This is a genomic window from uncultured Campylobacter sp. (assembly GCF_938017615.1).
In the GTDB taxonomy this organism is placed as follows: Bacteria; Campylobacterota; Campylobacteria; order Campylobacterales; family Campylobacteraceae; genus Campylobacter_B.
Genome location: NZ_CALIJA010000059.1, coordinates 1 through 11,790, shown reverse-complemented (window position 1 = coordinate 11,790; position 11,790 = coordinate 1). Strand labels below are relative to the sequence as shown.

The 11,790-nt window shown below is 49.4% G+C and carries 13 protein-coding genes and 1 pseudogene; 13 read left to right on the top strand and 1 reads right to left on the bottom strand.

Annotated features, from left to right (window positions below; genetic code table 11):
* The 4 genes from Q0620_RS02785 to Q0620_RS02770 form a co-directional block, all read left to right on the top strand.
* The coding region (locus Q0620_RS02785; RefSeq protein ID WP_298783113.1) for a proton-conducting transporter membrane subunit at positions 1 to 1,064 on the top strand (1,064 nt) is incomplete at its 5' end.
* A gap of 7 nt (positions 1,065 to 1,071) precedes the next feature.
* A complete protein-coding gene (locus Q0620_RS02780) occupies positions 1,072 to 2,601 on the top strand; it encodes an NADH-quinone oxidoreductase subunit M (RefSeq protein ID WP_298783112.1) in 1,530 nt (509 codons plus the stop codon).
* Positions 2,591 to 4,357 carry an NADH-quinone oxidoreductase subunit N gene (locus Q0620_RS02775; protein WP_298783111.1) on the top strand — a complete coding sequence of 589 codons (1,767 nt, stop codon included), beginning with the start codon at positions 2,591 to 2,593 and terminating at the stop codon, positions 4,355 to 4,357. Before Q0620_RS02780 ends, Q0620_RS02775 begins: the two co-directional genes overlap by 11 nt.
* 54 nt (positions 4,358 to 4,411) lie before the next feature.
* Positions 4,412 to 5,014 carry a hypothetical protein gene (locus Q0620_RS02770; protein ID WP_298783110.1) on the top strand — a complete coding sequence of 201 codons (603 nt, stop codon included), beginning with the start codon at positions 4,412 to 4,414 and terminating at the stop codon, positions 5,012 to 5,014.
* Positions 5,015 to 5,162: 148 nt separating this feature from the next.
* Here the strand turns inward: Q0620_RS02770 and miaA are convergent, their stop codons facing one another.
* The gene (gene miaA / locus Q0620_RS02765; protein ID WP_298783109.1) at positions 5,163 to 6,068 is read right to left on the bottom strand and encodes a tRNA (adenosine(37)-N6)-dimethylallyltransferase MiaA; all 906 of its coding nucleotides are present in this window, start codon (positions 6,066 to 6,068) and stop codon (positions 5,163 to 5,165) included.
* Between the two features lie 96 nt (positions 6,069 to 6,164).
* Between miaA and mqnP the strand changes: the two genes are divergently transcribed.
* The 9 genes and pseudogenes from mqnP (at position 6,165) to Q0620_RS02720 (ending at position 11,726) form a co-directional block, all read left to right on the top strand.
* Positions 6,165 to 7,034 (top strand): menaquinone biosynthesis prenyltransferase MqnP, encoded by an 870-nt coding sequence (mqnP, locus tag Q0620_RS02760; protein ID WP_298783108.1) that lies wholly within the window; start codon positions 6,165 to 6,167, stop codon positions 7,032 to 7,034.
* A 9-nt stretch (positions 7,035 to 7,043) separates the two neighbouring features.
* Positions 7,044 to 7,403 (top strand): hypothetical protein, encoded by a 360-nt coding sequence (locus Q0620_RS02755; protein ID WP_005869739.1) that lies wholly within the window; start codon positions 7,044 to 7,046, stop codon positions 7,401 to 7,403.
* Between the two features lie 80 nt (positions 7,404 to 7,483).
* Positions 7,484 to 8,449: a GTP 3',8-cyclase MoaA gene (gene moaA / locus Q0620_RS02750; protein WP_298783107.1), complete on the top strand. Its 966-nt coding sequence runs from the start codon at positions 7,484 to 7,486 to the stop codon at positions 8,447 to 8,449.
* A pseudogene (locus Q0620_RS02745) lies at positions 8,446 to 8,688 on the top strand (7-carboxy-7-deazaguanine synthase QueE); the annotation flags it as partial. The gene moaA and the pseudogene Q0620_RS02745, both read left to right, overlap by 4 nt.
* Positions 8,668 to 9,411, top strand: coding sequence for a 4Fe-4S cluster-binding domain-containing protein (locus Q0620_RS02740; RefSeq protein ID WP_298783115.1), 744 nt, complete (start codon positions 8,668 to 8,670; stop codon positions 9,409 to 9,411). The pseudogene Q0620_RS02745 and the gene Q0620_RS02740, both read left to right, overlap by 21 nt.
* Positions 9,408 to 9,989: a 6-carboxytetrahydropterin synthase gene (locus Q0620_RS02735; protein WP_298783106.1), complete on the top strand. Its 582-nt coding sequence runs from the start codon at positions 9,408 to 9,410 to the stop codon at positions 9,987 to 9,989. The genes Q0620_RS02740 and Q0620_RS02735 overlap by 4 nt, the downstream gene beginning before the upstream one ends.
* On the top strand, positions 9,989 to 10,210 hold the full coding sequence (locus Q0620_RS02730; protein ID WP_298783105.1) for a hypothetical protein: 222 nt from the start codon (positions 9,989 to 9,991) through the stop codon (positions 10,208 to 10,210). The genes Q0620_RS02735 and Q0620_RS02730 overlap by 1 nt, the downstream gene beginning before the upstream one ends.
* 377 nt (positions 10,211 to 10,587) lie before the next feature.
* Positions 10,588 to 11,070 (top strand): hypothetical protein, encoded by a 483-nt coding sequence (locus tag Q0620_RS02725; RefSeq protein WP_298783103.1) that lies wholly within the window; start codon positions 10,588 to 10,590, stop codon positions 11,068 to 11,070.
* Positions 11,070 to 11,726 (top strand): 16S rRNA (uracil(1498)-N(3))-methyltransferase, encoded by a 657-nt coding sequence (locus Q0620_RS02720; RefSeq protein ID WP_298783114.1) that lies wholly within the window; start codon positions 11,070 to 11,072, stop codon positions 11,724 to 11,726. Before Q0620_RS02725 ends, Q0620_RS02720 begins: the two co-directional genes overlap by 1 nt.
* The last annotated feature ends 64 nt before the right edge of the window (positions 11,727 to 11,790 follow it).

Here is an 11,790-nt window from a genome sequence, read left to right as displayed (position 1 = left end):
GCGTTTATCTGGTAATCCGCGCAAACGCGATTTTCGCGCTCGCGCCCGAAGTAAGCGGCTTTATCGTCTGCTTGGGCGCTTTTGTGGCGGTCTTTGCGGCATCGATGGCGCTAGTTCATAACGATCTTAAAAAAATCATCGCCTATTCCACGCTTTCGCAGCTTGGCTATATGTTCGTAGCTGCGGGGCTCGGGGCGTATTGGATCGCGCTGTTTCATCTGGCGACGCATGCGTTTTTCAAGGCGCTTCTATTTTTGGGAGCGGGCAACGTAATGCACGCGATGAAAGACGATCTAAATATCCAAAATATGGGCGGATTATATAAGTTTATGCGACCTACGGCGATTTTAATGTGCATAGGCTCGCTCGCGCTTTGCGGATTTTATCCGTTCGCTGGTTTTTTCTCAAAAGATAAAATTTTAGAAGCGGCGTGGAGCGCGGACGCGTATTTTATCTGGGCGCTGCTATTTGCAGGTGCTGCGATGACGACGTTTTACAGCATACGGCTGATAATGCTCGTGTTTTTCGGAAAGCAAAAATTTACCCACCATCCGCACGAGGCGAAAGGCTTTGCCCTCATCGCGATGAGCGTGCTAGCCGTGCCTGCGGCAATCGCGGGCTTTTTCGAGCACGATTTTGCGGAGTTCGTGCTTAGCATACTGCCGGGCTTTAAAGCTTCGATCCCGCACGGCGTGGAGGTAATTTTGATCGCCCTAACGCTAGCGATGATAAGCGCGGTGGCGATCGGCACGATTTGGACATACGGCAAGGGTAAATTTAGCCAAAATTTAAAGAACTGCAAATTTTATAAAATTTTGATCGCTCAGTATTTTATCCCGCAAATTTACGAGCGCGTGATCGTGCGCGGATACGCTAAGCTTAGCGAGATCTGCGCTAAATGCGACGGCGCGATCATAGACGCCAGCGTCGATCTGATCGCTCGCATCGCGGTAAAAGGCGGCGAAGGTGCGGATCGCGCAAGCAATAGCGGAGATTTGAGCGCAAATTTAAGGTGGATGGTTTTGGGATCTTTCATTTTGCTGATTTTGGCGTTTGCGCTGTGAGGTGGGCATGGAATACTTTTTAAGTTTGGTTATATTTTTCCCGGCGGTAGCTGCGGTTTTAGGCTTTTTGATCGACGAAGCGAGCATTAAGACCTACGCCGTTACGATGAGCTTTATAGAGTTCGTGCTCTCGCTCGTTTTGTGGATACTCTACGAGCCGGTGGACGGCATCGCGTTTAGCGTGCTGCACCCTTTCATAAGCGAATACGGCATCAACTACTTCATCGGCGTGGACGGAATTTCGCTGTTTTTAGTGATCCTAAGCACGCTGGTTACCTTTTTGGCGCTGCTTAGTCTAAGCATTAAAGAGCGCGCCAAAAATTTAATCATCTGCATTCTATTTTTAGAGATGACGATGGTGGGCGTTTTCGTGGCGCTGGATGCGATTTTGTTTTACATCTTTTGGGAGCTTTCGCTTATTCCGATGCTCTATATTATCGGCGCGTGGGGCAGCGGCAAGAGAATTTACGCCGCGGTAAAATTTTTCATCTACACCTTCCTAGGCTCGATGTTTCTTCTTGTAGGACTCGTGGCGATGAGCTATTTCTATCACGAGGCTACGGGCGAGTATAGCTTTAATATCCTAAACTGGCAGAGCCTATCGCTGCCGCTTAGCACGCAAATTCCTCTATTTTTGGCATTTTCGGTCGCTTTTGCGATCAAGACGCCTTGCTTTCCTTTTCATACCTGGCTTCCGTACGCGCACGGGCAGGCTCCTACGATAGGCTCGGTTCTGCTTGCCGCGGTGCTTCTTAAGATGGGCACATACGGCTTCGTGCGATTTTCGCTGCCGCTATTTCCCGACGCGAGCGTGCATTTTAGTGGGGTGATGTGCGCCGTAGCGATCGTTATGATCATCTATGCAAGCTTCATCGCCTTTGCGCAGAAGGATATCAAACAGGTTATCGCGTATAGCTCGATCGCGCATATGGGCGTCATAATGCTTGGAATTTTTTCAATGAGCCGCGAAGGAATGAGCGGCGCGGTATTTTTGATGATAAGCCACGGTATCGTAAGCGGTGGGCTTTTTATGCTCGTAGGCTTTTTATACGACCGCAAGCATACGAAGCTTTTCAGCGAGTTCGGCGGGCTTGCGCGCGTGATGCCGCTTTATGCGTTTTGTTTTTGCGTCGTGCTGCTAGGCTCGATAGGGCTTCCGCTTACGATCGGCTTCGTGGGAGAATTCTTAAGCCTTGCGGGGATTTTTAAAATAAGCTTTAGCTATGCGCTTTTGGGTGGACTCGGCATCATAATGGGCGCGATCTATTCGATGAATCTTTATAAAAAGATCTTTTTCGGCGCGCTCGTGCATGAGGAGAATAAAAAGCTAAGCGATCTAAACAGAACCGAGCTTTGCTCTATCGTCCCGATCTGCGTGCTGGTCGTAGTGCTCGGCGTCGCGCCGAATCTGATGCTAAAAAGCATCGAACCTAGCGTGACGCAAAGCCTTGAGCTGATGTTTAACAAAGCCTCTCAGACCGCGACTCGCGCCTATATGGAAAAAGCAAATTTTAAGGTAAGAAGCGATGCAAAATAATCTTTTAAATTTAGCCTCGATCGCGCCTATGGCGATACTCGGAGGATTTGCCCTGCTGATGCTCGCGGTTTCGCTTTTTGCGCGCACGCTATCGTATAAATTTTACGCCGTCATCACGATACTGGCGCTAGCTCTGGGCTTCGGGCTCGTTTTTGGATACAACAGCGGCATACGCGGGCTTTTCGACGTGATGCTGGTGGACGGAATCGCGACGCTATCGATGCTTATCATGCTCGCAGGTTCGATATTTTTCATCTTTCTGTCTTTGGGCGCAAGAAGCGCGCACGAGTACCACACGGCGGAGTTTTTCGTGTTGTTTTTATTCGTGCTCGTGGGCTATGAGTTTATGGTCGCGAGCGAAAGCTTAATGATGATCCTCGTTGGGCTTGAGACGGGCTCGCTGGCGCTTTATACGCTAATCGCGCTTCACAACCGCGCCAGATCGGTCGAAGCGGCGCTAAAATACTTCATAATGGGCGCGCTGGGATCGGGCTTTTTCGCATTCGGCGCGGCGATGTTTTTTCTATCGACCGGCTCTATGGAAATTTCAAATATCGCGCAGATCGCTAAGAGTTCAAATTTACAAACCAATATCCTGCTTTTCGCCGCTTGCTCATTTATGATCGTCTCGATAGGATTTAAGCTCTCGCTGATCCCGTTTCACACCTGGACGCCAGACGTTTACGAGGGCGCGAGCTCGGCTATGGCGGGCTTTTTGTCCGTCGTGCCCAAGATCGCGGGCTTTGTCGTGGCGATCAGGCTGTTTGAAGCGCTGGGAAGCATCGGCGTGCAGTGGCTGAACATCGTGCTCTACGCCGTAGCGGTGCTTACGATGAGCTTAGCGAACCTCATGGCGCTCGTACAGCGCGACGTCAAGCGGATGCTCGCTTTCAGCTCCGTTTCGCACGCAGGCTTCGTGCTCTGCGCGATCGTGATCGGCTCGACGCAGGCAAACGCCGCACTTTTCACCTACTGGATACTATATGCCGTAGCGAATCTCGGTGCGTTTGCCTTCATCTGGTGTGTACGGCAAAGGCGCGCTCGCTCGTTAAATTTAAAATTTAAAACCCGAAGCGTCCCTTTAAATTTAAATGCAAACGACGAGGAGAAAGGGAATTTTATCTCAAACGCAAAGCTTTCTTTTTCGCAAAATCACGAGTTAGCAGACTCTGCCGATGAGTTAAATTTAGGCGCGAACGGAGAAAATTTAGCTTGCGGAGAGCGGGGCTCTAAAGCAAGCGGGCCAAATTCGAAAGCGATCGAGCCCGGCGCGGAAGTGAGCCTTTTCGGCACTAAAACTTGCGAGCCCGGCGCCGAAATTTGCGCGCAAAGCTCTAAATTTACAGCTCGCTTTGAGCATCCGTTTGAGAAATTTGACGGTCTGATCCGCACCCATCCGCTCTTTGCGCTATGCGCGGCGATCTTTATGCTCTCGCTTGCGGGCATTCCGCCGTTTAGCGTGTTTTGGGGCAAGATGTATCTGCTAAGCGCCGCGGTCAATTCGGGCTATTTCGCCCTCGCCGTCATCATGGCGGTAAATAGCGCGCTCGCGCTGTATTACTACCTGCGCCTCATCGTGCGTATGTTTTTGCACGAACCGCGGGAGGACGCGGAGCTTAATGGCTCGCTGAGCGCGGTCTCGGTGCAGATAAAATTTGCCGTCGTGCTAGCTAGCGTGGCATGCGCGCTGGCGCCGTTTTTGGTAAAATTTCTAACCGGCGCGGTAAATAATTTCGTCTTTTTAAGCGGGTATTGAGCTAAAATTTTAAGCGCGAATTGAACCCATCGCGCTTTGCCAACAAGGAGAGATATGTTTTTGGGCGAGCTAAGTGCTGACGGCTACGGTTTTGCGCTGCTTGATGTGCGCGATTTGAGTGAGTTTTTAAAGGAACGAAAATGCAGAGCAAAAAAGCTTCTAAGCTACTGGGACGCGCACAAGCAGCTGTTTTATGACGCCGTAAAGGGCGCTAAAGCTTTACCCTTCTATCCGCTTAAGGTGCGCAGCTATGAGATCTTCGTTTGCATTGACGAGGAGTTTGCGCCGTCTGCGGGCTACGAAGTAGCTTTTAAGCGCGATAGGCTGTATTTCGCCCCGCAAAGCGACTCCGCGATCCTAGCGAGCTTCGATGCTTTGCAGTATCGTTTCGATAAGCTAAAAAGCGGCGAACTCGAGCTAGGCTATGAGTGCCAAAGCGGCGCTGCGGGCAAGATGCGAAAATTTAATTCCACGCTCAAACTTGGCTTGCAAAGCGGCACTTACGAGCTTTGCGTCGTTGGGCTAAAAAACAGCTCGCAGAACTTCGAGAAATATGGCTACGCCTTTATTTTCAAGCGCAATGCAAGCGCGGAAAATCAAAATTTCAGTAGGCTTGATAACGATAAATTTAGCTTTAATATTTGCGAAGGCGATTAAATTTAACCTGAGCTTCGCGCCGCACGAGACCTTGGCGCGACCCGCAAAATTTTAAAGACGCGACTGGCACGGCAAATTTAAAATCTAAATTTTACTTCCTTGCCTCGCTGCTTTCTAGCAAGCGCACAAATTTTGATAAATTTCGATTTCAAATCTCGCGGCAGAGAAATTTTAAAATTTCACGCTCCAGCTCTTGCGGTGGCGCCGAAATTTTATCCGCGAACTGCGAGCGGTTGAAGGTGCGTTGGCGCTTTGCAAGCTGTACCGTGTGCAGGCTTACGAGCTGCTCGCACTGCGTCCGCGAGATCTGTCCGCGTAAAAGCTGCTCGCACTCCTTTAGCCCGATGCAGCCTAGCGCCCTGTACTCTGCGCCGTAGCGAGCGAATAAAAACTCCGCCTCCTCTAAAAGCCCGCGCTCAAACATCGCCTTCGTGCGCGCTTCGATACGTCCTGCAAGCCACTGCTTAGGCGCGTCGATCTCAAAAATTTTAATATCTGAAATCACGGGCGGGGCGGTGTTTTCGCGCAGAAATTTACTCGGCGCCTCGCCGCAAAATTTATAGATGCTTAGCCATTTTTTTAACCGAAAGCTGTCCGTCGCGCTAAATTTCGCGGCAAATTCCGGATCGATGCGCTGCGCTAGGGCGTAAATTTCATTGTTTGAAATTTCGCTTTTAAAATCGGGAACCTTCGGCACCAGCCCGCTTAGCATCGCTTTGAGATAAAACCCGCTGCCGCCCGTGATTATCAAAGGCGCGCCGCTACGATCTGCAAAAGCCCGCGCGGATGCGTATTCTTTGATAAACTCGCCGACGCTGAAGTATTCGTTTGGATAGATTAAATTTACGCCGAAGTGCCTGATCTCGCGCAGCTGCTCCTCGCTTGGCTTGGCGCTTGCGATGTCGATTTGCCGGTAAATGCAGAGCGAATCGAGGCTCAAAATCACGGCGTCCATTTCGCGCGCGATGCTTAGCGCAAGATCGCTTTTGCCGCTTGCGGTGGTGCCGATGATCGCGATCTGTGGGCTTGCATGCGGGTTTTGATTTTGGCTCAAGGCGTTTCCTTTCGTAAATTTTTCGTTCAAATTATATCAAATTTAGAGTTATTCTTACTTTTTTTTGATACAATGGTGCCCAAAATAAGGGGCGAAATGGCTAAATTTAAAGAAATTTTATCCGATATCAACGAATTAATAGTTTTTAAACACTCGGTTTTCGCGCTGCCGTTTATCTTTACGGCGATGATTACCGCGAGCAAGCTGCAAAGCGGCTCGGTATGGTTCGGCTGGAAATTGCTTTTTTTGGGAATTTTATGCGCGGTGAGCGCCAGAAGCTTCGCAATGGCGCTAAATCGCTACCTGGACGAGGATATCGACCGCGCCAATCCGCGTTGTGCTTCGCGCCCCAGCGTGGATGGACGGATCGGACGCGGGAATTTGCTGCTTTTCATTATCGCAAACGCGGTAGTTTTCATAGCGGTTTCGGCGCTTATAAATTCTTTGGCGCTTAAGCTTTCGGTGCCGATTTTAGCGGCATTGGGCGGGTATTCATATTTTAAACGCTTTAGCGAGACCGCGCATTTAATGCTCGGTTTTTGCCTAGGGCTTGCGCCGATTGCGGGAGCGATCGCCGTTAGCGGCGGAATTCCGCTATGGTCGGTGCTACTATGCTTTGGAGTAGTATTTTGGGTAGGCGGCTTTGACGTGCTGTATTCGCTTCAAGATATGGAATTTGACCGCACGGCTGGGCTTTACAGCATTCCTGCGCTTTACGGCAAGGAAGCCTCGATGTTTATCTCTAAAATTTTTCATGCCGTGGCGGTGCTTTTTTGGCTGCTGTTTTGCGCGGCGGCAAATTTAGGCTTTTTTGCCTATCTGGGCGTGGCTGCGTGCGCGACGATCCTGTACTTCGAGCATAGGATCGTGCAGAAAGATTTTAGCAAGATTGATCGCGCGTTTTTTACGCTGAATGGCTACTTGGGCATTGCGTTTTTCGCTTTTGTTTTTGTAAATTTATTTTAAGGAACCCCTATGGATCTTAACACTATCATCATTTTAGGACTTTGCGTCGTTATATTTTTGATGTTTTTCGTCATATATTTTAAGGATAAGCAAGCGGATAAAAAATTCGAGCGCTTCGATCAGGTGCTGACCGATGCTATGCAGGAAAACTATCTGCTTAAAAAGAAGGTCGAGGAGCTAAAAGAGATGATCGATTCGGGCGGCAAAGTCGCTCCCAATATCGATATAAACGCGATTGCCGACGTAATCGACGAGACGATAGAACAAAGACTAGACGTAGTGCCTACGATGATCGACGAGCGGGTAGAAAAGCAGATCAGACCGCTTCTGGATCAGCTTAAAGAGCTCATCGGCTCGGTAAGAAAATAGCCAGAGCAATATAAAAATAAAATTTTGCAAAATCGCTTTGTTTTTTATATAATCGCCGCAAATTGATATTAAGGCAAAATATGCTAATTGATAAATTTGGACGAACGATCGATTATTTGCGCATTTCGGTTACGCAGCGGTGTAATTTCAGATGCAGATATTGCATGCCGAGTACGCCGTTTAATTGGGTGCCGCGAGAGAATATTTTAAGCTTTGAGGAGATGTTTTTATTCGTCAAAGTTGCGATCGACAGCGGCGTGAAAAAGATCCGTATCACCGGCGGCGAACCGCTGGTGCGAAAGGGGATCGAAGATTTTATAAAGATGATCGCGGATTACGCTCCGGGTATCGATCTTGCGCTTACTACCAACGGATATTATCTCAAAAACTACGCGCGCGCCTTGAAAAATGCGGGGCTAAAACGCATCAATATGTCGCTTGACTCGTTGCGCCCGGAGCGAGCTAAATTTATAGCTCAGCGCGGCGTGCTTTATAACGTCCTGGAGAGCCTTGATGCCGCGCTTGAAGCGGGACTAAAAGTCAAGCTAAACACCGTCGTGCTAAAGGGGATCAACGACGACGAGCTTATTTATTTGCTGGAATTTGCCCGCGAGAAGGACTGTCAGATTCGCTTCATAGAATTTATGGAAAACACCCATGCCGGCGATCTTACAGGCTTAAAATCGAGTGAAATTTTAGATATTTTAAGGCGTAAATTTATCTTTACCGCTCTGCCGAAATCGCAAAGCTCGCCCGCGTCGCTTTACGCGCTCGGGGACGGCTACACTTTCGGCATCATCGATCCGCACAAGCATGATTTTTGCGAGAGCTGCAACCGCATCAGACTAAGCGCCGAGGGGCTTTTGATCCCGTGTCTTTACTTCGAGGATGCGCTAAGTATCAAAAAGGCGGTCAAAGAGGGCGACATTGCCGCAGCCGCCGAAATTTTGGCTAAAATTTTAGCGAATAAGCCCGAAAAAAATCGCTGGCAAGCGGACGCTTCGAATGAAATTTCAAGCCGTGCATTTTACGAGACGGGCGGATGAGGCTTGTTGAGAGCTTTTTAAGTATTCAGGGCGAGGGCAAATACGCAGGCAGGCTCGCGTTTTTCTTTCGCTTTGCGGGCTGCAATCTGCGCTGCGAGGGCTTCGGCGGCGAGCGCGTTTCGCCAAAGACTGGCGAGATCTTGCGCGGTTGCGATACGATCCGCGCGGTTTTTACGAGCCACTTCGAGCACGAAGAAATTTTAAATTTATCGCAGCTTTTGAATAAAATTCCAAATTTATCAGGTTTGTCCTGTTCCGCGCCCGCATGCTCTGCGCCGGGTTTTTGCGCCGCCGAGTCTTTTTCTGAAAGCAATACGTTAAATTCCGTCGCCGCACAAACGCCTCCCCGTCCAAACGGTAACGCAGAAAAATCTTTAAATTTAACGAGCGAAAATTCTTTAAATTTCGCAACGCAGAATTCTTTAAATTTAAATCCGCAAAGCTTCGCCTTGCCGCAGAGCGCTAAGCTTTATCAAAAGCCGATCGTCGTTATCACCGGCGGCGAGCCGATGTTGCATCACAAAGAGGCGCTATTTTACGAGTTCGTCTGCGAGCTGCTCGCGCGCGGACACGCAGTGCACTTCGAAACCAACGGCACGATTTTCGTGGATTTTGAAAAATTTCCCGCCTACAAAAGCTGCGTCTTTGCGGTCTCGCCTAAGCTTTCAAACTCCGCCGAGCCGCGAGAGCGCAGGTTAAACTTCGCCGCGCTGCGAAGCTTAAAACAAAACGCAAAGGATAGCTTTTACAAGTTCGTCATCTCGCCCGAGTTTGACGCGCAGCCCGAGATCACTGAAATTTTAGCGGCGTGCGAGAGCGAGGTTTATTGTATGCCGCGCAGCGCAGATCGTCGCGAGCTGGAAAGCGGCGCGCAATTTTGCGTGGATTTTTGCCTAAAAAACGGCTATAATTACTCCGATCGCCTGCACATTAGAATTTGGGGCGAGAAGGACGGGGTATGATAATCAGGAAATTATACGAATTCGAAAACGCTCACATCGTGCGCCTGTGCGGCTCGAAGCGGTGCCGCACGAGCATCCACGGTCACTCCTACAGATGCGAAATTTTGCTTAGCTCAAATTTTTTGGATGAAGCGGGTATGGTTTATGACTTCGGCTACATGAAGCTCGGTATCCGCGAGCTTATCGATAGTTTCGATCACGCTACGACGATCTACGCGCACGATGATGCGGGCTATATCGCGGATCTTAAAAAACACAGCGCGCGCTGGGTACAGATACCGCTAAATCCAAGCGCGGAGCAGTTTTGTAGAATTTTTTTCGTCCTTGTGGACCGACTTTTGAGCCTGACTCAGATGCAAAACGGCGAGCGCGAAGTAAAGCTTCACAGCGTCATCGTGCACGAAACTACCACCGGCTATGCGCAGTGCTTCCGCGAGGACGCCTACAATCCGCAGATGGGCGAGATCGCGCTGGATGAGATAGAATTCTCGCCCGCCGTGCGCGAGGAGTGGAGGCAGCCCGAGCTTTGGCAAAAGCTGCTGCGCGGCGAAAAAATCATCTATCCAAAGGACTGCTGATGAGAAATTTCTTTAAATTTGGCGCGGGGCTTATGCGCGTTTTTGCCACGTGCGCGATCTTTGTCTGCGCGCTTGCTTTGGGCGGTTGCGACGATGAGAAAAAGGACACCTTGCAAAAGCCGCCGGTAGATAGCGAAGTGCCGAAGGACGTGCCTATCGCGCCTAGCGAGCCAAAAGTCGATATAAACGCCGATATGCCGCCGCTTCCGGTGACCGAATAAGGCGGAGTGTTGAAAAATCCGCGTCTAAATTTGAAAATTTTTAAAATTTACGTGGTTCGTATGCGGCGCGCGAGCGCGATTTTGGCGCCATTTTTGCCAGTGCGATCTGCGCAAAGAAATTTTAAATTTTATAAAGCCCTATCCGCAAAATTTCATTCTTGGCGCGAGAGATACGGCGCAAAACCGGAGTTGAGAGAGCGCGCGGTAAATTTTAGCGCAATAAATATCCGCGACCGCTTTGAAAGGTTTTTAAAATTTCAAAGGCGCGGAACAGGTCTGTCTTATCTCGCGCCGAAAAAATTTGCGTTGAAATTCGGTCGTTTCGGCTCTAGCCGCGCAAAATTTTATCCTGCAAATTTAACCCTCCGGCGGAAGTAATGGATTATCTGTATCAAAGTGCCCTGAGCTTTCATAAATTTTTCGCGCTAGCTGCGGCGATTTTAACGATAATTTATCTGATCTTTACCCAGCTTAAGATCGATGCGGCGGCGGAATTTTGCCCTCGCAGCGAGGCTTTAAATTCCGCCGCCTCCGCGCCGCAAGCTGAAAATTTAAAGCAAAAGAGCAGATCTGGGCTTAGATTTCTTAGGCGCATCAGGCTGTTTTTGCCGATATATTATGCGACTCTCGCGGCGCTGATAATTAGCGGAAGCGTGATGCTGCCGGTGCTGCGCTTTGATCTGAGCTTTAAAATTTACTTTATGGCGGTCGGATCGCTAGCGATGATCGCGCTTAGCGCGGTATCGTACAAGCGGCTGAAAATCGCGTATCTAAGTCAAAACTTTGCGTCGTATCAGCGCAAAATGCGGGTGATTTTGGGGCTAAGCTTAGCGATAATTTTGATAGCGAGTGTTATTTGATGGTATATTTTTACGATAAGCTTGCAGGCGAACAGAGCCTGATTTTGCAGAATGATCAGTTTTTGCACCTAAAGGCCAGACGAGCAAGGGCGGGCGAGCGCATAGACGTGCGAAATCTAAAGGACGGGGCGAGTTATCTATATGAGATCGCCGAAATTTCGCGCAAAGGTGCGGCTCTGAATTTAGTTTTTAAAAGCTCGGTTTTTACGCCGAGCCACGATTTTTGCGTCGCTTGGGCGGTCGTCGAGAGCGCCGTGATCGAAAAGAGCCTGCCTGTACTAAATGAGATGGGCGTCGGGCGGCTTGTTTTGGTATATGCCGATCTGTCGCAGAAAAACGTGCGGCTCGATATGCAGAGGATGGAGCGGATTTTGATCAACTCATCTCAACAATGCGGGCGAAATTCCATCATGCAGATCGAGGTTTTGGGCGGCTCGGACGAGCTCGCGCAAAGATATGAAAACGTAAGCCTGATCGATTTTGGCGGCAAGAACATCGACATTTTCGGCGGCGATGAGATCGCGTTCGTCGGCCCGGAGGGCGGATTTTCGCCGCGCGAAAGGGAGAAATTTAAAAACGTCTATGCGCTTAATAGCCCTTATATTTTGCGCTCAAACACCGCGCTGATCGCAACTTGCGCGAAGTTGATGTTTTAAACGCTCGGCAAATTTTAAAATTTAAAAAAGTCGTGCGCTTTAAATTTTGGAATTTAAAATTTAT

What these genes read in the sequence shown, in the direction of transcription:
- Q0620_RS02775 (WP_298783111.1), top strand. Translation starts at nt 2,591, where the DNA reads ATGCAAAATAATCTTTTAAATTTAGCCTCGATCGCGCCTATGGCGATA.
- moaA (WP_298783107.1), top strand. Translation starts at nt 7,484, where the DNA reads ATGCTAATTGATAAATTTGGACGAACGATCGATTATTTGCGCATTTCG.
- Q0620_RS02730 (WP_298783105.1), top strand. Translation starts at nt 9,989, where the DNA reads ATGAGAAATTTCTTTAAATTTGGCGCGGGGCTTATGCGCGTTTTTGCC.
- Q0620_RS02755 (WP_005869739.1), top strand. Translation starts at nt 7,044, where the DNA reads ATGGATCTTAACACTATCATCATTTTAGGACTTTGCGTCGTTATATTT.
- mqnP (WP_298783108.1), top strand. Translation starts at nt 6,165, where the DNA reads ATGGCTAAATTTAAAGAAATTTTATCCGATATCAACGAATTAATAGTT.
- Q0620_RS02720 (WP_298783114.1), top strand. Translation starts at nt 11,070, where the DNA reads ATGGTATATTTTTACGATAAGCTTGCAGGCGAACAGAGCCTGATTTTG.
- Q0620_RS02770 (WP_298783110.1), top strand. Translation starts at nt 4,412, where the DNA reads ATGTTTTTGGGCGAGCTAAGTGCTGACGGCTACGGTTTTGCGCTGCTT.
- Q0620_RS02735 (WP_298783106.1), top strand. Translation starts at nt 9,408, where the DNA reads ATGATAATCAGGAAATTATACGAATTCGAAAACGCTCACATCGTGCGC.
- Q0620_RS02780 (WP_298783112.1), top strand. Translation starts at nt 1,072, where the DNA reads ATGGAATACTTTTTAAGTTTGGTTATATTTTTCCCGGCGGTAGCTGCG.
- Q0620_RS02725 (WP_298783103.1), top strand. Translation starts at nt 10,588, where the DNA reads ATGGATTATCTGTATCAAAGTGCCCTGAGCTTTCATAAATTTTTCGCG.